The 21537-nt window shown below is 70.9% G+C and carries 12 protein-coding genes; 5 read left to right on the top strand and 7 right to left on the bottom strand.

Features of this window, described 5'->3' with window-relative positions; translation table 11 throughout:
- The first annotated feature begins 19 nt into the window (after positions 1-19).
- A complete protein-coding gene (pulA, locus tag FBZ33_RS21075) occupies positions 20-5515 on the top strand; it encodes a pullulanase-type alpha-1,6-glucosidase (protein WP_141910401.1) in 5496 nt (1831 codons plus the stop codon).
- Between the two features lie 99 nt (positions 5516-5614).
- Here pulA and FBZ33_RS21070 read toward each other — a convergent pair whose 3' ends face one another.
- From FBZ33_RS21070 to FBZ33_RS21055, 3 genes are all read right to left on the bottom strand, one after another.
- Positions 5615-7249, bottom strand: coding sequence for a hypothetical protein (locus tag FBZ33_RS21070; protein WP_141910400.1), 1635 nt, complete (start codon positions 7247-7249; stop codon positions 5615-5617).
- Positions 7250-7551: 302 nt separating this feature from the next.
- A complete protein-coding gene (locus FBZ33_RS32860; protein ID WP_185755372.1) occupies positions 7552-9375 on the bottom strand; it encodes a right-handed parallel beta-helix repeat-containing protein in 1824 nt (607 codons plus the stop codon).
- A gap of 584 nt (positions 9376-9959) precedes the next feature.
- Complete coding sequence (locus FBZ33_RS21055) at positions 9960-11441, bottom strand: aminopeptidase P family protein (RefSeq protein ID WP_141910398.1); 1482 nt, start codon at positions 11439-11441, stop codon at positions 9960-9962.
- A gap of 128 nt (positions 11442-11569) precedes the next feature.
- Between FBZ33_RS21055 and asnB the strand changes: the two genes are divergently transcribed.
- The gene (gene asnB / locus FBZ33_RS21050; RefSeq protein WP_088951893.1) at positions 11570-13531 is read left to right on the top strand and encodes an asparagine synthase (glutamine-hydrolyzing); all 1962 of its coding nucleotides are present in this window, start codon (positions 11570-11572) and stop codon (positions 13529-13531) included.
- Between the two features lie 98 nt (positions 13532-13629).
- Here the strand turns inward: asnB and FBZ33_RS21045 are convergent, their stop codons facing one another.
- A complete protein-coding gene (locus FBZ33_RS21045; RefSeq protein ID WP_141910397.1) occupies positions 13630-14724 on the bottom strand; it encodes a lytic polysaccharide monooxygenase in 1095 nt (364 codons plus the stop codon).
- 333 nt (positions 14725-15057) lie between these two features.
- Between FBZ33_RS21045 and FBZ33_RS21040 the strand changes: the two genes are divergently transcribed.
- Complete coding sequence (locus tag FBZ33_RS21040) at positions 15058-16296, top strand: XdhC family protein (RefSeq protein WP_255508994.1); 1239 nt, start codon at positions 15058-15060, stop codon at positions 16294-16296.
- 113 nt (positions 16297-16409) lie between these two features.
- Positions 16410-17363 carry a carbohydrate kinase gene (locus FBZ33_RS21035; RefSeq protein ID WP_141910396.1) on the top strand — a complete coding sequence of 318 codons (954 nt, stop codon included), beginning with the start codon at positions 16410-16412 and terminating at the stop codon, positions 17361-17363.
- 1 nt (position 17364) lies between these two features.
- Here FBZ33_RS21035 and FBZ33_RS21030 read toward each other — a convergent pair whose 3' ends face one another.
- A complete protein-coding gene (locus tag FBZ33_RS21030) occupies positions 17365-18195 on the bottom strand; it encodes an MBL fold metallo-hydrolase (protein ID WP_141910395.1) in 831 nt (276 codons plus the stop codon).
- Positions 18192-18596 carry a thioesterase family protein gene (locus FBZ33_RS21025; protein WP_141910394.1) on the bottom strand — a complete coding sequence of 135 codons (405 nt, stop codon included), beginning with the start codon at positions 18594-18596 and terminating at the stop codon, positions 18192-18194. Before FBZ33_RS21025 ends, FBZ33_RS21030 begins: the two co-directional genes overlap by 4 nt.
- Before the next feature lie 161 nt (positions 18597-18757).
- Between FBZ33_RS21025 and FBZ33_RS21020 the strand changes: the two genes are divergently transcribed.
- Positions 18758-19831, top strand: coding sequence for a phosphatase PAP2 family protein (locus FBZ33_RS21020; protein ID WP_255508993.1), 1074 nt, complete (start codon positions 18758-18760; stop codon positions 19829-19831).
- A gap of 169 nt (positions 19832-20000) precedes the next feature.
- Here FBZ33_RS21020 and FBZ33_RS21015 read toward each other — a convergent pair whose 3' ends face one another.
- Complete coding sequence (locus tag FBZ33_RS21015; RefSeq protein ID WP_370453031.1) at positions 20001-21482, bottom strand: PH domain-containing protein; 1482 nt, start codon at positions 21480-21482, stop codon at positions 20001-20003.
- Positions 21483-21537 lie beyond the last annotated feature (55 nt).

Genomic DNA, 21537 nt, shown 5'->3' with positions numbered 1-21537 from the left:
CGACCAGAGGAAGGCGTCGATGACACCCCCGCCGAAACCGCGCACCACCCTGGCCCTCGTCTCCCTGCTCACCTTGACGCTCGTCGGCACCTCGGTCGCCGTGCCCCCGGCCGCCGCCGCGGCCCCTCGGACGTCCGCCGGTGTCCCCGTCGCCGTCGGCGGCGCCGCCCAGTGGAGCAACGAACCCTCCGCCGAGGCACTGCTGAAGGCCGGCGACAATTCCGCCCGGGCCGAGCAGTTCTACTTCGTCCTGCCGGACCGGTTCGCCAACGGCGACCCCCGCAACGACCGGGGCGGCCTCACCGGTGACCGGCTGCGGACCGGGCTCGACCCGGCCGACAAGGGCTTCTACCACGGCGGTGACCTCAAGGGCGTCATCGACAAGTTGGACTACATCCAGGGGATGGGCACCACGGCCATCTGGCTCGCCCCGATCTTCAAGAACCGGCCGGTGCAGGGCGCCGGCGAAGACGTCTCGGCCGGTTACCACGGCTACTGGATCACCGACTTCACCCAGGTGGACCCGCACTTCGGCACCAACGAGGAGATGAAGCGCCTGGTCAAGCTCGCCCACCAGCGCGGCATCAAGATCTACCTCGACGTGATCGTCAACCACACCGCCGACGTCATCAAGTACGCCGAGGACAAGTACGCGTACGTGGACAAGGCGACCTCGCCGTACACCGACGCGCAGGGGCGGGCGTTCGAGGACCGCAACTACGCCGACGGCAGCCGCGCGTTCCCGCCGGTCGACCAGGAGTCGTTCCCGTACACCCCGACCTTCGCCGAGCCGAAGGACGCGACAGTCAAGGTCCCGGCCTGGCTGAACGACGCCACCATGTACCACAACCGGGGCGACTCCACCTTCGCCGGTGAGAACAGCGAGTACGGCGACTTCTTCGGCCTCGACGACCTGTGGACCGAGCGCCCCGAGGTGGTCCAGGGGCTGACCAGGGCGTACGGGGACTGGATCGGCGCGACCGGCGTCGACGGGTTCCGGCTGGACACCGTGAAGCACGTCAACATGGACTTCTGGCCGCAGTTCAGCCAGGGCATCGAACGGGCCGCCGAAAAGGCCGGCAAGAAGGACTTCTTCATGTTCGGCGAGGTCTACAGCGCCGACCCGGAGATCAGCTCTAGCTACGTGCGGCAGGGTGGCCTGCCGGCGACCCTCGACTTCGCCTTCCAGGAGGCCGCGCGCGGTTACACCGCCGGTGCCGGCTCGGCGAAGGCACTCGCCGACGTGTACGCCCGCGACGACCTCTACGCCGCCCGGGACACCGACGCCGGTCGGCTCACCACCTTCCTCGGCAACCACGACATGGGCCGGATCGGGTCGTTCGTCGCCGGTGGTGGCACCGACCCGGCCAGTCACCTGCGCCGCGACCAGCTCGCGCACCAGCTGATGTTCCTGACCCGTGGACAACCGGTCGTCTACTCCGGCGACGAGCAGGGCTTCACCGGCCCCGGTGGGGACAAGGACGCCCGGCAGGACATGTTCGCCTCGACGACTCCCGACTATCTCGACGACGACCTGCTCGGCACCGACCGCACCCACGCCAGCGACCAGTTCGACACCAGCCACCCGCTGTACCGGACGATCGCCGAGCTGGGCCGGCTGCGCCAGGCGCACCCCGCGCTGCGCGACGGTGTGCAGGTCACCCGGTACGCCGCCGACGGCCCCGGCGTCTTCGCCGCCTCCCGGATCGCCCCCGCCGACCGGACCGAGTACGTCGTGGCGGTGAACAACGCCGACACCGCGCAGACTGTCACAGTGGATACCTGGTCGGCCGGCGCCACCTTCACCGGCATCTACGGCGGCAGCCAGACTGCCACGGCCGGCGCCGACGGCAAGCTGAGCCTGACCGTGCCACCGCTGTCGGCGGTGGTGCACCGGGCCGGCACGCCTGTCGCGCGCCCGGTCGCCGCGCCGCGCATCACCATCACCAGCCCGGCTCCGGACGCGCTGGTCGCCACCCGGGCCGCCGTCACCGCCCAGGTGACCGGTGACCCGCTCGCCACCGTCACCGTCGCCGCCCGGGTCGCGGGTGGCCGGTGGACGTTGCTGGGCAGCGCCGACCACGCGCCGTACACCGTGCAGCACGACCTGACCGGCCTGGCCGGTGGCACCCGCGTCGAGTACAAGGCGGTGGTCCGCGACGGTCGGGGCCGCACCGCGACCGCCCGGTCCACGGCCATCGTGGGTACGCCGGCACAGGGCAAGTCCCGGGAGTGGGCGGTGGTGCACTACCAACGCCCCGCCGGTGGGTACGACGACTGGAGTTTGTATGCCTGGGGTGACATCGACCCGGCGTACGTCACCGAGTGGCCCAAGGGGCAGCCGTTCGCCGGGGAGGACTCCTACGGCCGGTTCGCCTGGGTGAAACTGAAGCCGGGCGCGAAGTCCGTGGGTTTCGTGGTGGTCGACTCCGACGGCAACAAGGACGTCGCCCAGGACCGCAGCGTCGACGTCACGGCAACCGGCGAGGTCTGGCTCAAACAGGGTGACCCGGTGGTCTACCCGAGCAGGCAGGCGGCCACCGGTGAACCGGATCCGGCGGTCGAGGAGGGCACCGCGGTGATCCACTATCGGAGGGCCGACGGCAACTACGACGGCTGGGGCCTGCACCTGTGGGACGGCGCGGCCAACCCGACCGAGTGGTCCGCGCCGCTGAAGCCCACAAGGACTGACGCGTTCGGGGCGGTGTTCCGGGTGCCGCTGGCCGCCGGCGCGACCGGGCTGAACTACGTCATCCACCAGGGCGACACCAAGGATCTGCCCGACGACCAGCGGCTCGACTTCGCCAGCGCGGGCCGGGAGGTGTGGCTGCTCGCCGCCACGCCGGGCCGGTTGCTGCCGTCCACGGTGACCAGCGTCAACGCGGACACCGACATCAGCAAGCAGAGGGCGCACTGGATCGACCGGTCCACAGTGGCGTGGCAGACCCCGCCGACCGACGGCAGGACGTACGCGCTCGTCGTCTCGCCCGAGGGCGGGGTCGGCGTGGTCGACGGGGAACTGACCGGGACGTACACCACGTTGCCGTTGCGGGCGCAGCGCAACGGGCTCACCGAGGCCCAGCGCACGACGTTCCCGCACCTGTGGTCGTACCGTAGCTTCGCCCTGGACCGGGGTGACCTGGCCAAGGTCCCGGGGGCGCTGCGGGGGCAGGTGCTGGTGACCGAGCGCGACGCGGAGGGTGCCCTGCTCGCGGCGACCGGCGTGCAGATCCCCGGCGTTCTCGACGACGTGTACGCACGGGCCACCGACGCCACCCTCGGGCCGACGTTCGCGGGCCGGACGCCGAGCGTCGCGCTGTGGGCGCCGACCGCGCGCACCGTGGCGTTGCAGCTGTTCGACTCGCCCACCGCCGCGCCGAGGACCGTGCCGATGCGCCGCGACGACCGCACCGGTGTCTGGTCGGCGCGCGGCAACCAGAGTTGGGTCGGCAAGTACTACCGGTACCAGGTGCGGGCGTGGCAGCCGGCGGTGCAGAAGACGGTCACCGCGTCGGTGACCGACCCGTACTCGGTGGCTCTCGCCGCGGACTCCACGCACAGCCTGCTGGTCGACCTGAACGACGCGGCGCTGGCCCCGGCGGGTTGGCGGACGCTGCGCAAACCGGCGCCGGTGCCCCCGGCGAAGGCGCAGATCTCCGAACTGTCGGTACGCGACTTCTCCATCGCCGACGAGACCGTGCCGGCCGAGCGGCGGGGAACGTTCCTCGCCTTCACCGACCCGAAGACCGCCGGGATGACCCACCTGCGCGCCCTCGGTGACTCCGGTGTCACCCACCTGCACCTGCTGCCGACGTTCGACTTCGCGACGATCCCGGAGAAGCGGGCCGACCAGCGGCAGCCCGCCTGCGACCTGGCGGCGCTCCCGCCGGACTCCGCGGAACAGCAGAAGTGCGTGGCGGCGGTCGCCGAAACCGACGGCTACAACTGGGGGTACGACCCGCTGCACTACACCGTCCCGGAGGGCGGCTATGCCGTCGACCCGGCCGGTGCGGCGCGGACCACCGAGTTCCGGCGGATGGTCGCCGGGGTTAACGGCGCCGGGCTGCGGGTGGTGATGGACGTGGTCTACAACCACACCTCGGCCGCCGGTGTCGACGACAAGTCGGTGCTCGACCAGGTCGTGCCCGGCTACTACCACCGGTTGTTGGAGGACGGCACGGTGGCCAATTCGACCTGCTGCGCCAACACCGCGCCCGAGCACGCCATGATGGGCAAGCTGGTCGTCGACTCACTGGTGACCTGGGCAAAGCAGTACAAGGTGGATGGTTTCCGGTTCGACCTGATGGGTCACCACCCGAAGGCGAACATCCTCGCCGTCCGCAGCGCCCTGGACCGGCTGACCGTCGCCCGCGACGGCGTCAACGGCAAGGCGATCATGCTCTACGGCGAGGGCTGGAACTTCGGCGAGGTCGCCGACGACGCCCGTTTCGTCCAGGCCACCCAGGCCAACATGGCCGGCACCGGCATCGGCACCTTCAACGACCGGCTGCGCGACGCGGTACGCGGCGGCGGACCGTTCGACACCAACCCCCGCGTGCAGGGCTTCGCGTCCGGGCTCTACACCGACCCCAACGGGGACGCGGTCAACGGGTCGGCGGCCGAGCAGAAGGCGCGCCTGCTGCACGCCCACGACCTGATCAAGGTGGGGCTCACCGGCAACCTGCGCGGGTACCGGTTCACCGACACCGCCGGACGGCAGATCACCGGCGCGCAGGTGGACTACAACGGCTCCCCGGCCGGCTACACCGCCGCTCCGGGGGAGGCCGTCACCTACGTCGACGCGCACGACAACGAGATCCTGTACGACGCGCTGGCCTACAAACTGCCGCAGGCCACCTCGGCGACCGACCGCTCCCGCATGCAGGTGCTGGCGCTGGGCACTGTGGTGCTGGGGCAGGGCACCGGGTTCGTCACCGCGGGCACCGAACGGCTGCGGTCGAAGTCACTGGACCGCAACTCGTACAACTCCGGAGACTGGTTCAACCAGATCCGGTGGGGCTGCGAGCGGGGCAACGGGTTCGGCGCCGGTCTGCCGCCCGCGCAGGACAACGAGGACAAGTGGTCGTACGCCAAGCCCCTGCTGGCGGACCCGGCGCTGGTGCCGGACTGCGCGGCCATCAACACCACCGACGCCCGGTACGCCGAGCTGCTGCGCATCCGGGCGTCGTCGCCGGTGTTCGGGCTGGCCACCGCCGAGCAGGTGCAGCGGCGGGTGGCGTTCCCGTTGTCGGGGGAGCAGGAGACGCCCGGCGTGCTGACCATGACGCTCGACGCCCGGGGGCTGGGCGGGTCGTGGAAGTCGCTGACCGTCGTCTTCAACAGCACCCCGGAGACGGCGAAGCAGACGGTGACCGACCTGCGCGGTGCGGACGTGGCACTGCACCCGGTGCTGGTCGACTCGGCCGATCCGGTGCTGCGTACCGCCTCGTTCGACCGGGCGGCCGGCACGTTCAGCGTCCCGGCGCGCAGCGTGGCGGTGTTCGTCCAGAAGTAGTGACGTGAACGTGAACCGGCCCCCTTCCGCGTGGTGCGGAAGGGGGCCGGTCCGTTGTGCTGTCACCCCTGCTGCTGTGCCATCGTCACCCAAGGGTGATCAGGCGAAGCAGTTCTCGATGGTTCCGCCCGGGATGGCCAGGCAGTTGGTCGGACGGTTGGCGGTGATGGCGGACTTCTCGTCCACGTTCACCTCTCCGAAGAAGCTGAAGACACCGCCCGGCTCGAAGGTGGAGAAGTTGTGGGCGACCGTCGTCTTCGACAGGTTGACCTCGCCGAAGATGTTGAAGATGCCGCCGCCGACCCCGATCGGGCCCACCGCCCGGTTACCGACGACCTCGCTGTCGCGCAGCGTGGTGACGCTGCCGACGTTGAAGAGCCCGCCGCCGAAGAACCCGGCGGTGTTGTCCTTGATGCTGCTCTTCTCGAACGTGACCGCGCTGTCGAAGGCGATGGCCACACCGCCACCGACACCGGCGGTGCTGTTCTTCTCGATCGAGACGTGGTGCAGGTTCAGCTGGCTGTCCGCCGCAACGAGACCGCCACCGGCGAGGACTGCGGTGTTCGAGACGAACTTGGTCTCGTACGCCGTGGTGTTGCCCTCGATGTCGAGGAGGCCACCGCCGAAGCCGAGCGTCTCGTTGTCGCTGATCTCACCCTTCTTGATCTCGACGGTCCCGCCGTTGACATCGTCGGTGAAGATCGGCGCGGCGCCGTTGGAGATACCGCCACCACCGATGACGGCGGTGTTGTCCTTGATCTTCGACTCCTCGACCTTGAGCAGACCGGCGTTGAAGACGCCACCACCGAAGAAGAAGGCGGTGTTACGGGCGACGGTGCTGTGCCAGATCTTCGTGGTGCCGAAGTTGGCCACGCCACCGCCGTTGCCGCCCGACTGGTTGAGGACGACCTCGGACTCCAGGATCTCGGCGGTGCCACCCGGCTGGACCAGGATGCCGGCGCCGTCGTTCTCCTCCGGCTGCTGGACGAGCGGCGTCACGACGCCCGCCTGAGCCTTCGGGGTGACCTTCGGCGCGGCCTTCAGGCCCGCCTTCGGGTTGGCCTGCCGCGCGGTGAGCGCCTGCGCCAGCGGGGTGCCGGCCTTCACCTGGGCGGCGAGCGCCTCGGAGTCCGAGTAGGCCGCCCAGACCGCAGCCGGCTCGACGCCGTTCTCCAGTTCGAGGGTCTGGCCACCCTTGATGGTCAGGCCCTTGACCGTGAGGTGACCACCAGCGCCGACGTTCAGGATGCGGAAGTAGTCCGCGGTGGCTTCCCGGGAGATCGTCGTGTGCTCACCCTTGAGCGTGATGTGCTCGGTGATCACCGGGAGGCCGTTGCCCTCGTAGTCGTTGCGGCTCAGGTTGTAGGTGCAGCCCTTGGCCAGCTCCAGCACACCGCCGTTCTTGCTGTTGGCGAACACGATCGCCTGGATCAGCTTGTCGGTGTCGCAGGGCACCTCCCTCCCGCGCTCGTGGTCCTTGTCCTTGTCCTTGTTCCGGTCCTCGCCCTTGTCCTTGTCCCAGTCGCGTCCCTCGTCACCCCGCTGGTCGCCGTCCTTGCTGACCTGCGCGGTGTTCCAGTCGAGGCCGACGGCTCCGGCGCTGCCCGCGACGCCAACCGCCGCGAGACTGATCACGCCCGTCAAACCGGCTACGCCACTGGCGAGCCAGAGCTTGCGGCGGCGCTTGGCCGTCGCCCGCCCGGAGGCTTCGTTGTTCGTTAGGTAGTTGGACATCGGAGCTCTCTGCCCTCTCCTCGTACCAGACAGGGTCGCCGCCGTCAGACGGGCGTCCCCTGCTACAAATCGGTTGTAGCTCCCAAAACCACCGTATGAGAAGGTTCCTCGCCTCGCGGGCTTATCCGAAAGAAGCCCACATTCGGTTCATGTTGCATCCGGAAAGGCCGGGACACCCCGCCGTGCCCACTGCCGCCCAGGACGGCCGTAGACCCCTCTTGACCTGCCAAACGGGTACGCCCCTCCGAGCCGGTGACGGCGCGGAGAGGCGTACCTCTTCTATGTGGTTCAGCCCCACCCGATCAGGCGAAGCAGTCCAGAACGTTGAAGCAGTTGGTCGGGCGGTTGGCAGTGACCGCCGACTCGTCGTCCAGCGTCACCGTGCCGCCGAGGCTGTTGAAGATTCCCCCCGGCGGGAGGGTGGAGAAGTTGTGCGCCACCTTCGTCCGGCGGAGCGTCACCTCGCTCCCCTCGGTGTTGAAGATGCCGCCGCCGCGGGCGAACGGACCGACGGCCCGGTTGCCCACCACCTCGCTGTCGCGCAGCGTGGTGACGCTGTCCTCGTTGTAGAGGCCGGCGCCGAAGAACCCGGCGGTGTTGTCGTTGATCTTGCTGTTCTCGACGGTTGCGGCGCTGTCGAAGGTGACCGCCACACCGCCACCCACGCCGGCGGTGCTGTTGCTGACCACCGTGGCGTCCTTGAGGGTGAGCTGGCTGTCGGCCACGGCCACGCCGCCGCCCGCGAGGACCGCGGTGTTCCCGCTGACCGTCGTGTAGTGCAGGGTCGTGGTGCCTTCGACGTCCAGCACGCCACCGCCGAAGCCGAGCGTCTCGTTGTCGGTGATCTCGCTCTTGTAGACCCAGACCGAGCCACCGTCGACGCTGTCGGTGAAGATCCCGGCCGCGCCGTTGGCGATACCGCCGCCGCCGATGATCCCGGTGTTGTCCTTGACCTTCGACTCGTCGACCTGGAGCACCCCGGCGTTGAAGATGCCGCCGCCGAAGAAGAAGGCGGTGTTGTGCGCCACTGTCGTCTTGCTGAGCCTGGTGCTGCCGAAGTTGGCCAGGCCGCCGCCGTTGCCACCGGACTGGTTGTAGAGCAACTCGCTGTCCAGGATCTCCGCGCGACCACCGGGCTGCACCAGCACCCCGGCGCCGTCGGTGAAGCCGGGCTGCTCGACCAGCGGCACCGCGGTTCCGGCCCCCGCCGGCTTCGCCTCCGCGGCGATCGGCTTGGCGGCCGCCGCCTTCGCCGTCGCTTTCGCTGCGGGCTTGGCTCCGGCCTTGGCCGCTGCGGGCTTCGCTGCCGTTGTCGCTCCGGCCTTGGCCCCGGCCTTGGCCGCCGTTGTTGCCGCGGGCTTGGCTGCCGTTGTCGCTGCCGGTTTCGCTGCCGTTGTGGCTGCCGGCTTCGCTGCCGGGCCGGCCACGGTGGACCGGACCAGGGCCGAGTACGGCGCCCAGACCGTGGCAGGGTCAGCGGTCATCGATGACTGAAGGGTCTGACCACCCCTGATGCTCAGACCCTTGAGGGTGAGGTGCCCCCCGGGGCCGACGTTGAGGATCCGGAAGTAGTCGGCGGTGGCCTCACGGCCGATCGTCGTGTGCTCGCCCTTCAGGGTGATGGGCTGGGTGATCACCGGCAGGCCGTTGCCGTCCTGGTTGCGAGTCAGGGTGTAGGTGCAGCCCTTGGCCAACTCCAGTACGCCGCCATCTTCGTTGTTCGCGAACGTGATGGCCTGGATCAGCTTGTCCGTGTCGCACGGGACCTGCTTGATGCGGTCCTTCTCGTCGCGCTTGTCGTCCTGGCGCTTGTCGTCCTTGCCGGACCGGTCGTCGAAGCCGCTCCAGTCGCCGCCACTCCACTCGTCGTCCCGAGCGTCGGCTTCCTTGGCGCCGCCTTCGTCCGCGCCGCCAGCGTCACTGACGTTCTGCCGGTTGGTCGACGGCTGCGCGTCGGAGACCTGGTCGGATTTGGGCTTGTCATCCCTGGCGGCCACGCCGCCGAGGGCCGCCAGACCGACCACACCGGTCAGCCCGGCCACGCCGGCGACCCACAGCGCCCGCCGTCGTCGTGTCGGCGGAGCTGTCGAGGCCCCGCCGTCGGTACTCGTTACGTCGTTGGACATCAGAGCCTTCCGCCCTTTCCTGCTACCAGACGGGGTCGCACCGCCTGAGGCGCCACGACCAGCTACAAATCGGTTGCAGCCTCTGATCCCCACCGTATGAGAACCATCTTCGCGATGCGGACGTATCCGAGATAACCCCGCATTCGGCGCAGGGCGGATGACGGCGGGCAAGCGGTCCGGGTTGGTGAAAAGGGTGTGAGCAGCGCAAACGCCGACTCGGGCGGGTGAAAGTCACCACCGTCGCGGGAACGGACGTTGCCCACCTGGCCCGCGTGCGCGTCCGCCGTCTATGCCGCAGGCGCGCCGAGGGGTTGATCCACTCGGGTTCACGGAAGACGCGGTGTCCGTGCGCCCTGGACAGCCCGGTTTCCGTGAAGGCGAGTGGTCACGAGAGGTGAGTCTGGGTCGGGCGGCGTCGGGACCGACGCTCGGCCGGGGCCGGAGGGCCTGGTCGACAACGGCACACCGGCGCGCCCGGGCCGGAGGGCCTGGTCGACAACGGCAGACCGGCGCCGCCGGGCCGTTGGTCGGCTGGCGGCGACGCCGGTGCGTGAGGGCTGGTGTGGTGAGGGCTGGTGCGGTGGTCAGCCGGGCAGGCGGGGGCCCGCCTCGCGCTGCTCGGCCAGCCAGGTCTCCACCTCGTCGGAGGTGCGCGGCAGCCCGGCGGAGAGGTTCACCGCGCCGGTAGAGGTGACCAGCACGTCGTCCTCGATCCGGATGCCCACGCCGCGCAGCTCGGCGGGGACCAGCTCGTCCTCCGGCTGGAAGTACAGCCCCGGCTCGACGGTGAGCACATAGCCCTCGCCGAGCGCGCCGTCGCGGTACGTCTCCTTGCGGGCGTTCGAGCAGTCGTGCACGTCGATGCCGAGCATGTGGCCGAAGCCGTGCAGCGTCCACCGCCGGTAGACCGTCGACTTCTCGTCCATCGCCTCGTCCACGCTCACCGGCAGCAGACCCAGCTCGGAGAGGCCCTCGGCGAGCACCCGCATGCAGGTCAAGTGGACGTCCTTGAACTTCACCCCGGGGCGGATGGCATCGATGCCGGCCTGCTGCGAGGCGTACACGATGTCGTAGACCTGGCGTTGCAGGGCGGTGAACCGCCCGTTCACCGGCAGCACCCGGGTCACGTCGGCGGTGTAGAGGTTTCGGCCCTCGACACCCATGTCCATCAGCAGCAGGTCACCCGGCCGGGTGGCGCCGTGGTTGTGCACCCAGTGCAGGATCGTGGCGTGCTCGCCGGCGCCGACGATCGAGCTGTACCCGACGTCGTTGCCGTCGTGCCGGGCCCGCAGCGCGAAGACACCTTCCAGGAGGCGCTCGGAGACCGCGCGGTCCGCCGGGAGGATCCGGGCGACGTCCTCGAAGCCGCGTACCGTGGCGTCGATAGCGTCCTGGAGTTGGCTGATCTCCCACTCGTCCTTGACCAGCTTCATCTCCGAGATGGCGATCGCCAGCTCCCGGTCGCGGGCCGGCTGCCCCTGGGCGCGCGGGCCGTCGTAGGCGCGGACGGCCGCGTCCACCTGGGCGTCGAAGCCGCGCAACACCCGGGTACGCCCCGGCGCCAGGTCGGCGAGAGTCGCCTCCAGGCCGGTCAGATCGGCGGTGGGCAGGCCCAGCTCGGTCGACTTCTCGCTGAGCGTGTGCCGCCGGCCCACCCACAGCTCGCCGTTGCGGCTGCGGAAGAACTCGTCGGTCTCCCGGGACGACCGGGGTCGCATGTACAGCGTCGCGTCGTGCCCTGAGCCGTTCGGGCGCAGCACCAGCACGCTGTCGGCGTCGTGTTCGCCGGTCAGGTAGGCGAAGTCACTGCCCGGCCGGAACGGGTGGTCGGTGTCGTTGGCGCGGACCTTCTCGGTGCCGGTGGGGATGACCAGTGTCTCGCCGGGGAAGGCCGCGGAGAGCGCGGCACGCCTCTTGGCGTAGTTGGGCGTCTCCGGCCGGGGCGCCACGGGGAGCGCGGTGTCGCTCCAGCCCTGCCGCATGAAGGACAGGAAGGCCTCCGGGAAGTCCGGATCGTGCGATTCCGTGCCGTCCGTCGGCGTACCGTCGGTTTGTCCCTCGGTCATTGCGCCGCTCCCTCCGCTTCGTTGCTGATCCCGACGGTACCGCGCGCCCGGTTCGTGGCGACGCCCCCGGCGGGCGGATCGACGGACGGCTGCGACGGGCCGACAGCGCGCGTGGAAAGATGACCACCATGTGCGGACTTCTGGCCTTCTTCAGCGCGAACGGTAACGCCGCCGCGCATCGCGACCACATCGCCGGAGCGTTGGAATGCCTGCACCACCGCGGCCCCGACGAGACCGGGGTCGAGGTGGTCGGCGACGCTTCCGGCCGGTACGCGGACGGCGTGTTCGCCCACAAGCGGCTGGCCATCATCGACGTCGCGTCGAGCCATGAGCCGCTGCCCTACGCGAACGGCCGTTACCTGCTCACCTTCAACGGTGAGATCTACAACTACATCGAGCTGCGCGAGGAGTTGATCAGGAACTTTGGCGCGCAGTTCGCCACCGCCGGCGACGGCGAGGTGATCGTGGCGGGCTACCACTTCTGGGGCGAACAGGTGCTCACCCGGCTGCGGGGGATGTTCGCCTTCGTCATCTGGGACCGGCAGGAGCGGCGCGCGTTCGGTGCCCGCGACTACTTCGGCATCAAGCCCATGCACTACCTGGAGACCGCCGACGGCCTCTACCTGGCTTCGGAGAAGAAGGCGCTGCTGCCGTTCGCGCACAGCAACTACCAGGGCGACGCGGGCGTCGACACGGCCAACCTGAGCCACTATCTGACGCTGCAGTACGTCCCGGAGCCCGGCACCCTGCACAAGGGCATCAGCCGGATCGGCTCGGGGGAATACCTGAACTGGACGCCGGGTGGGCGCATCGACGTGCGTAGGTGGTACAGGCCGGTGTTCCGGCCGGCGCCGGTCGACGACGAGCAGAAGCTCTACCACGAGATCCGGGAGACGCTGCGGGAGAGCGTGCGCATGCACATGCGCTCCGACGTGCCGGTCGGCTCGTTCCTGTCCAGTGGCATCGACTCGACAGCAGTGGTGGCGCTGGCCCGGGAGTTCAACCCGAACATCCTCACGTTCACCGTCGGCTACGACGTACCGGGGTATTCGGAGATCGACGTCGCCCAGGAGTCGGCGCGGCACCTGGACGTCACCACCATCCCCACCAAGATCGGTCCGCAGGACATGATCGACGCGCTGCCGAAGATCGTCTGGCACCTGGACGACCCGGTGGCCGACCCGGCGCTGGTACCGCTCTACTTCGTGGCCAAGAAGGCCGCCGAGCACGTCACTGTGGTGCTCTCCGGTGAGGGCGCCGACGAGTTCTTCGGCGGCTACACGATCTACCGCGAGCCGCTGTCGCTGGGGACCGTCAACGGCCTGCCCGGCGGGGTGCAGAAGGGCCTGCGCGCGGTCTCCAAGGCGATCCCGCAGGGAGTCAAGGGCAAGAGCTTCCTGGAGCGTGGCACCACCCCGATCGAGGAGCGCTACTACGGCAACGCCCGGATGTTCACCGAGGAGGAGAAGCAGCATCTGATGCGCCGCTACGACCCCTCGGTGCGCTACACCGACGTCACCGCCCCGATCTACGCCGAGTGCACCGAGCTGGACGACGTCACCAAGATGCAGTACGTCGACCTCTACACCTGGCTGCGCGGTGACATCCTGGTCAAGGCCGACCGGATCTCGATGTCGCACTCGCTGGAGGTGCGGGTGCCGTTCCTCGACCGCGAGGTGTTCGACGTCGCGGCGAAGATCCCGGTGGACCTGAAGCTGCCGCCGCGCTCCGACGCGACGAAGTACGCGATGCGCCAGGCGTTGCAGGGTGTCGTGCCGCCGGCCATCGTCAACCGCAAGAAGCTGGGCTTCCCGACCCCGACCCGGGTCTGGCTGCGCGGCGAGATGTACGAGTGGGCCCGGCACGTGCTGAGCACCTCGGGCGCGGGCGACCTGCTCGACCTGTCGTACGCGCTGCGGCTGCTCGACGAGCACAAGCGGGAGGAGGCCGACCACTCCCGCAAGGTGTGGACGGTGCTGATCTTCTGCATCTGGCACGCGATCTTCGTGGCGAAGACCCTCGACCCGGGCATCCAGCGAAACCAGTCCGCCCTGCTCACGAAGCCGGTGGTGGGCTCCATGGTCCGCTGACCCTGGCCCGACCCTGTTGATCAAGAGGTTTGCGTCATCCGGAGCGGTTCCGGTGACGCAAACCTCTTGATCATTTCAGGGGGTGGTGGTGGTAGTGGTTAGCGGCGAGCGCAGGTGACTGTGGGGAGGCCGTTCGTTCCTGTGGTGCTGCCCAGGAAGCCGAACGTCGTGGTGCCTTCAGGTGCGACAGTGCCGTTGTAGGCCACATTTGTCGCCGTCACCGACGAGCCGGACGACGTCTGTGTCGCGCCCCAGATCTGACTGATCGACTGCCCGTTGGGCCAGGTCCAGCTCGCGGTCCAGCCGTTGAACGGCGTACTGCCGTGGTTCATGATCGTGACTTCGCCCTGGAAGCCACCCTGCCAGGCGCTGCTCACCTTGTAGACGGCCATGCAGTCACCACCCGCCGGCGGCGGGGTGGTCGTCGGCGGCGGGTCGGTCGGCCCGGGCGTCGGGGTGGTCGGCGTCGGGGTCGGCGTCGAGCCGCCGCCCTTCACGCCGGTCACCTGGCCGTTGCCGCCGTCGAAGACGACGTCGGAGCAGCCGAAGAAGTTCTCCTGCGAGTCCGAGCGGACCCAGCGGGAGTAGATGATGTGCTGGCCGCTCTTGCCCGACGGCAGGTTGCCGCTGAAGTAGTAGTGCCCCTCGTTGGTGCCGACCGCCCCACGCTGCGGCGGGTTGGTCACCGTGAGGAACGGCTCCTCCAGGTCACTCCAGGCCAGCGCCCGGGTCGGGCTCCAGCTGTTCTTGGTCACGTAGAAGTAGAACGTGCCCGGGTGGTGTGCCCAGTTGCTGTAGCGGAAGTCCAACCGTGCCCCGGCGGTCAGGTGGGTCAGCGGCCAGTCGGTGCGGGCCAGGTCGAAGCCGCGGTAACCGGAGTTGCCGCCGCTGCAGAGCTGCCCGTCCGGGATGAAGCCGGTGGTCCGGCCACCGGCGTCGGAGCGCAGCACGCTGAACCAGTTGTAGAGCGAGTTCGCCCCGCTCTGCGCCACGGCAGCGGAACACGCGGGGTTGGTCGGCGTGATCTGACCGGTCGAACTGAGGCCGTCCTGCCAGCACAGGTAGGTCCGGCTGCCCGGGGTCATCGCCGTGCCGTGCGCGGCGGCCGGTTGTGGACTGGACGCCAGGGCGACGGCGCCCAGCGCGAGGGTCAGGGCCGCGGTGAGCAGTGCGGCCGTACGGGAACGGTTCACGGGTTCTCCTGACTCGCGAGGCGCGCAGCCCAGGCCGCCCCGCCGAAATCGGGTGGGATGTGGCGTGATCGCACCGCTGTCGTGCGCGGTGCGACGGTCACGGCGACCTGCCCCGGCGGGAATCGACCGGTGGACGTGCGCCGTCGACGGTCCTGTCCTGGACCGTTGCCCTCGCGTCTGACGAACCCGGCAACCGGTGGTGCCGCAGCCCTCGCACCGCCCGGTACGCGTCATCCCATCACGCCCCGCCGCCACAATGCAATAGTCGTTCCTCGATGAATCAAAAGACCCGTCGGCGGTCGGTGCACGCCATATCCTGCGTACGGAAACGACGTGACGGAGAGGCGGCAGCGGGTGCCGGACGTGTTCGACGAGGCACACCGCCGTTGCCAGGCCGGCGAGCCGGTCGCCTTGGCCACCGTCGTGGCCACCTGGCACTCCGCGCCGCAGCCGCCCGGCGCGACCATGCTGGTCGCGGCCGACGGCACTGTCACCGGCAGCGTGTCCGGCGGCTGCGTCGAGGCCGATCTCTACGAACGGGCCCGCCGAGTGCTCGCCACCGGAGCACCCGAGCTGATCCGGTACGGAATCAGCGACGACGACGCGTACGCCGTGGGCCTGACCTGCGGCGGTGTCCTCGACGTGTTCGTGGAGCGCGTCGACCCCGGCGCCCTGCCCGGGCTGGACGCGGTCGCCGCCGCCCGCCGGGCCGCCCAACCGGCGGCGGTGGTCACCTGCGTGGCGGCCGACGCCGGCGGCGCACCAAACGATGCCGACAACTCACCAGTCGATGCCGACAACTCACCGGCCGATGCCGGCAACTCACCGGGCACGCCGCCGACCGACCCGGCCCGGCGACTTGGCCGGCGGCTGGTGCTGGCCGGCGGCCAGCACCCGATCGGTTCGCTCGGCGACGATCGGCTCGACGACGCCGCCAGCGCCGACGCCCTCGGACTGCTCGCCGCCGGGCACAGCGGGATGCTCCGGTACGGATACTCCGGGCAGCGCCGGGGCTCCGGCGTCAGCCTCTTCGTGACCGCGTACGCCACCCCGCCTCGGATGATCGTCTTCGGGGCCATCGACTTCGCCGCTGCCGTCGCCCGGATCGGCGCGTTCCTCGGCTACCGGGTCACCGTCTGCGACGCCCGGCCGGTCTTCACCACCGTGCGACGCTTCCCCGAGGCGGACGAGGTGGTGGTGCAGTGGCCGCACCGCTACCTGCGTACCGAGGTGGACGCCGGTCGGGTCGACGAACGGACGGTGATGTGCGTGCTCACCCACGACCCGAGGTTCGACGTGCCGCTGCTGGAGTTGGCGCTGCGCCACCCGCTGGCGTACGTCGGCGCGATGGGCTCGCGCCGCACCCACGACGACCGGCTCAAGCTGCTGGGCGAGGCGGGGCTCACCGAGGCGCAGCTCGCCCGGCTCGCCTCGCCGATCGGGTTGGACCTCGGTGGTCGTACACCTGAGGAGACCGCGGTGAGTGTGGCCGCGCAGATCGTCGCGGCCCGGTGGGGCGGCACCGGCCGCCCACTGGCGGCGCTCGACGGGCCGATCCACCGGCCGGGGTAGCCGTTGCGTCGCCTTCGCCGCCCGCCGGGTGGCCCGCTGTGCCAGCCTGATGCCACGGCGGTCGGCCCGGCGGACGACGCCCGGTGGCGGTTGGCGACGACGAGAGGATCGGCATGGGATACGCGGTGGTGCTCGGCGAGGCGCTCGTCGACCTGCTCGACAGCGAGCGTGACGGGGAGCGCGTCTACCGGCAGGCGATCGGCGGTGGGCCGCTCAACGTCGCAGTGGGCGTGGCCCGCCTCGGTGGCGCGGCGCAGTTCGTCGGCTCGCTCGGCGACGACGTGCTGGGCGGTCGGATCCGCACCTTCCTGAGCGCTGTCGACGTCGGGGTGGCCGGCGCGGTCACGGTGGCGGCGCCGACCACTCTCGCGGTGGTCACGTACGCCGGACCGGAACCCGACTTCCGCTTCTACGGCGAGCCGGTCTCCTACGGTCTGCTCGGCCCCGACGACCTGGATCTCGCGCAGTTGGAGGGCGCGGACGTGCTCTACTGCGGCTCCATCGTGCTGCTGCAACCCCGCACGCTCGCCGCCGCCCGACGCGCCTGGTCGCTCGCCACCGGTCTGCGGGTCTTCGACCCGAACGTGCGTCCCCGGCTGCTGGACGGGCCGGCCGCGCTGGAAGGGTTGCGCGAGGTGGTGGCCGAGTTCGCCGCCGGCGCGCACCTGGTCAAGCTGAGCGCCGCCGACGCCGTGCTGCTCTACCCGGGTGAACCGGTCGAGGGGGTGGCGGCGTACCTGCGTGAGTTGGGCGCCGCCACGGTGGTGGTGACCCTCGGTGCGGCCGGTGCGGTGCTGGCCGCCGCCGCCGACCCGGTGAGGGTGCCGGCCCCCAAGGTCGACGCGATCGACGCCACCGGTGCCGGTGACTCGGTCATGGCCGCGCTGATCGCCGATCTGCTCGTCGGCGGCGAACCGGACTCCCCGGCAGGCTGGGTCGAGCGGGTCGCGTTCGCGCTGCGGGTCGCGGGCCTGGTCTGCGAGTCACCCGGCGGCGCCACCGCCATGCCCACCCGCGCCGACGTCGAACGCCGCTTCCCGAACCAGGCCTCGCCGTCGATCTTTTGAGTCAGGCCTCGCCGTCGAGCTCGCGGTAGCCGCGCCGGGCGGCGATCAGGGCGGCGCGCGCACCGAAGGGAGCCTCGGCGGCCACCCGTTCCGGAGGCGCGCTGCCGGTGTGCGCGGCCCGGATCAGCCAGGCCAGCTTCGCCAGCTCGGCGTGCTGGGCGCGGACGAAATCGACGTCCACCGGGTCGCCGTGGCCCGGCACCACCACCGTGCGCGCGGTCGTCAGCCGCAGCAGGTCCGCGATCGCGTCCGGCCACCGCAGAGGGTACGAGTCCTCGAAGGCGGGCGGGCCACTCTGCTCCACCAGGTCCCCGGCGATCAACACGTCGGCGTCCGGCACGTGCACCACCAGGTCGGCCTCGGTGTGCCCCCGCCCCGGGTGCCGCAGCAGCACCCGCCGGCCACCCAGGTCGAGTGCCGTCTCCGTCTGCACGGTGTGCGTCGGGGCGAGCAGCGGAGTGTCGGCCAGCTCGGCGGCGAGCGCCGGGTGCTCCGTGCGCACCTCTTCGTACGCCTCCCGGCGCAGCCGCTCCGGGTCCTGGCGCAGGGCCGCGGCGGCCAGCTCGTGCGCGTACACCGGACGGGGTGGGTCGCCGGCCAGGACGGCGTTGCCGAAGCAGTGGTCGTAGTGGTGGTGGGTGTTGACCAGCGTCAACGGGCGGTCGGTGACCGCCCGGACGGCGGCGGCCAGGTCGGTGGCCTGGGCGGCTGACGACAGAGTGTCCACCAGGAGGGCCTCGTCATCGCCCACGACCAGGGTGACGTTGACCCGCAGCAGCGGCTCGGCCAGCACGTGCACCCGGTCGGCGACCTCGACGAAACCGGCGTTCACGACACACGCCCGGCGCGCTCGACGAAACGTTGCCGGTCCACCATGATCCGGTCCACCCGGCCCCGGGCCACCGTCTGGTCGCCGTCGCTGACCGTGACCTCGAACGACAGCCGGCGACCGTCGACGGTCGCCAACAGCGCCTGCGCCCGGACCGTCCGGCCGACCACGGTCGGCGCCAGGTGCTCCAGCTCGACCCGGGTGCCCACTGTCGTCGACCCGGGCGGCATCTCGACAGCTGTCGCCGCGACGGTGGCCGCCTCGGCCAGCGCGAGCACCCGTGGAGTGCCCAGCACCGGTACGTCCCCGGAACCGACCGCCTGGGCGGTGTCCGCGTCGGTGACGGTCAACTCGACCTGGGCGGTCAGACCCGGCGCGAAGGCCGGCTCGGGCTGCTCCTGCATGGTCGTCAGCCTAGGTGCTCGCCGAGCCCGCCGAGCACCCGCCCGGGGATCCCGCCGGGCCCCTGCCCGGGCATCCGGCGTCGACCGCCACCCACCTGTGCACGGCTTCGCCGGGTGGTCCCCGTCGGTCGATGCCGCGACCGTCGTTAACCTTGACGACGATGGCCGTCGTGACTGACCCCCAGCCCCCCGCCCGGACCGACCCGCCCGCGTCCCCGGACGGGGGTCGTCGTCGTGTCGTCGCGATGACCGTCTGGGCGGTCGCCTTCGTGGCCGCGTGGCTGGCCATCGGGTTGCCCACCGACCCCGCGTACGCCTTCGTCTGGATCTGGCTCGCGACCATCGCCTGGAACAGCGACCGGCCGTGGCGCAGCCACCTGCGCTTCGCCCGGGACTGGGTGCCGGTGGTGCTGCTGTTCGTCGTGTACAACCTGTCGCGCGGCTTCGCCGACAACGGGGCCACCCCGCACGCGATGGAGCTGATCGTCGCAGACCGGTTCATGTTCGGCTGGGCCACCGGCGGTGAGGTGCCGACCGTCTGGTTGCAGCAACACCTCTACCACCCGCAGGTGCACTGGTGGGACGTCGCGGCGAGCTGGGTGTACTTCTCGCACTTCGTGGTGGCGTTGGCCGCCGCCGCGGTGCTCTGGCTACGCGACCGGCACCGCTGGGCCGCGTACATGCGGCGTTGGGGCTTCCTCTGCGCCGCCGGCCTGGTCACCTACTTCATCTACCCGGCCGCCCCGCCGTGGTGGGCCGCACAGAACGGGCTGCTCACCGAGGTCGCCCGGATCTCCACCCGGGGCTGGAAGGTGTTCGGCATGCACGGTGCCGGCAACGTCCTCAACGCCGGCCAGATCGCCTCCAACCCGGTCGCCGCGATGCCGTCGCTGCACACCGCGTGGGCGCTGTTCGTGGTGCTGTTCTTCCTGGCCAGCACCCGTCGTCGCTGGTGGCCGCTGCTGCTCGCGTACCCGCTGGCGATGACCTTCACCCTGGTCTACTCGGGTGAGCACTACGTGATCGACGTGCTGGTCGGCTGGGCGTACGTGGGGCTGACCTTCCTGGTGGTCGGTCTGGCCGAGCGCGGCTGGGCCGCGTGGCGCATCCGCCACCCGAAGGCCGGACCCCCACCGCCCCGCACGGAACCACCAAGGCAGGCCACCGCCCCCGACGCCGAACACCCACCCGAAACCCAGCGCCCTCCACGCGAACCCACAAAGACCGACCACTGACCCACCCCGGCCCGCCCCGGGTCGGCGTCCGGCCCCGCCAGCTCCCGTCGATCATGAAGTTAGCGCCCGCCCCCACGGCGTGTCGCGCCGCTAACCTCATGATCAACGGAGATGGAGGGCGGGGTGGGACCCGGCTGGGGTCGTTGGGGGTGGGACGCTGGGGTGGGGATCAGATGGGGTTGCGGGCCTGGTGGGCTCTTGTGGTCAGGTCTGCGGCCAGGGCCCAGGCCTCTGCCAGGTCGCGGTCCTGGGCGGTGGCACCGGAACCGCCCGCGGTGTCGGCGTGCACGGAGGCCAACCCCAGCCGACGCTGAACGGGCCCCTGCACCACCCGCACGCTCTGGATGCGGGCGTACGGCACGATCACCACCTGCCGGGTCAGCCGCCCGGAACGGGTGACGAAGACCTCGTCGAAGAGCCCCGCGCCGAACGCGCGACGGCCCAGCGGGTGCAGCCACCGGGTCCGGGTCGGCGGAGGGCTCAGCGCCAGCGCGTCGAGGCGTACCCCCGGAAGCACCTCTGCGACGATCATCGTCGCGGTCGGCAGGTCACCGACCGGCAGCAGCCGGTCGGGCCGGTTGCGGTCGTCAGCCTCCGCGACGGAGTAGCCGGCCACCTCCAGGCGCAGCCGCAGCCAGCCCTTCATTCGCCAGAGCAGCGGCCAGGTGGCCCGTACGGTCTGCACCCGCGCCAGCGGCACGGTCTGCGCCCGCGTCTCCAGCAGGCCGTTGTGCACCCGCAGCGTGCCGCCGTCGCGGGCCAGCCGGAAGTTCCAGTCGTCGAGCACCCGCCGCACCGGTTGCAGCAGCACGCCGGCCATCGCGGTCAGCGTGCTCGCCACCGCGACGAACGACCACGACCCGGCGGTGAGGAACTGCACCACGACGAATGCCACACCGAACGGGAGCAGGAACGCCTGCGGGGTGAGCAGTTGGCTGATCAGAAGACTCTGGTTGCGTACCGCGTGCAGTGGCCGGCCCAGCGCGGCCGCCGTCGGCGCCGCCGCTCCCGGGAGCACCGCGGCGCCCGCGTGCTCCGGGGCGGGTGCCTGCGCGCCCCGCCCGGCCAGTGCCAGCAGCCGCTCGCGCAGCCGGGCCGCGTCGGCCACCCCGAGGTACGCCAGCGGCGCCTCGGTCTTGCCCCCGCCGACCACCTCCAGGCGCAGCTCGGCCAGACCGGTGAGCTGGGCGAGCAGCGGTCGGACCACCTCCACGGCCTGCAGTCGCTCCAACGGGATGGCCCGGGTACGCCGCCAGAGCAGCCCCTCGTACACCCGTAGTTCGCGGCCGACCACGTGGTAGCCGGTGTTGTACCAGCTCACCACCGACAGCACGGTCGCGCCGAGAGCCAGCACCGCCACCATGGCGGCGAACCAGCCGAAGCCCACCCGGGACAGCGTCGACCAGGACAACCCGGCGATCACCACGACCAGTGACTTGGCACCGTGCAGGACCGGGCTGAGCGGGTGCAGTCGCTGCCGGGGCTCACCCTCGGCACCGCCGGCCGGTGCCGGCCACGGCGCGGGTGCCCCCGGCGGCATCGACCCGGGCGGTGCCGCGCCAGTAGTTGGCGCGCCAGCGGGCAGCACCGGGCCCGGTGGCGTCGGGCCGGTGGGCGGCACGGTGCTCGGCTCGGCGGGCCCGTCACTCATCGGAGCGGCCCTCGGCGCGGTCGGCGGCTACCCACGCGGGTGTTCACAAAGTCGC

It is taken from the genome of Micromonospora sp. A202, assembly GCF_006715105.1.
GTDB lineage: Bacteria > Actinomycetota > Actinomycetes > Mycobacteriales > Micromonosporaceae > Micromonospora > Micromonospora zamorensis.
Note: the sequence above shows the minus strand (reverse complement) of the source record. Positions and strands in the feature narration are given on the sequence as shown.

Coding starts and splice junctions, on each gene's coding strand:
- FBZ33_RS21035 (WP_141910396.1), top strand. CDS start 16,410: ATGGGATACGCGGTGGTGCTCGGCGAGGCGCTCGTCGACCTGCTCGAC.
- FBZ33_RS21015 (WP_370453031.1), bottom strand. CDS start 21,482: ATGAGTGACGGGCCCGCCGAGCCGAGCACCGTGCCGCCCACCGGCCCG.
- pulA (WP_141910401.1), top strand. CDS start 20: ATGACACCCCCGCCGAAACCGCGCACCACCCTGGCCCTCGTCTCCCTG.
- FBZ33_RS21025 (WP_141910394.1), bottom strand. CDS start 18,596: ATGCAGGAGCAGCCCGAGCCGGCCTTCGCGCCGGGTCTGACCGCCCAG.
- FBZ33_RS32860 (WP_185755372.1), bottom strand. CDS start 9,375: ATGTCCAACGACGTAACGAGTACCGACGGCGGGGCCTCGACAGCTCCG.
- FBZ33_RS21070 (WP_141910400.1), bottom strand. CDS start 7,249: ATGTCCAACTACCTAACGAACAACGAAGCCTCCGGGCGGGCGACGGCC.
- asnB (WP_088951893.1), top strand. CDS start 11,570: ATGTGCGGACTTCTGGCCTTCTTCAGCGCGAACGGTAACGCCGCCGCG.
- FBZ33_RS21020 (WP_255508993.1), top strand. CDS start 18,758: ATGGCCGTCGTGACTGACCCCCAGCCCCCCGCCCGGACCGACCCGCCC.
- FBZ33_RS21055 (WP_141910398.1), bottom strand. CDS start 11,441: ATGACCGAGGGACAAACCGACGGTACGCCGACGGACGGCACGGAATCG.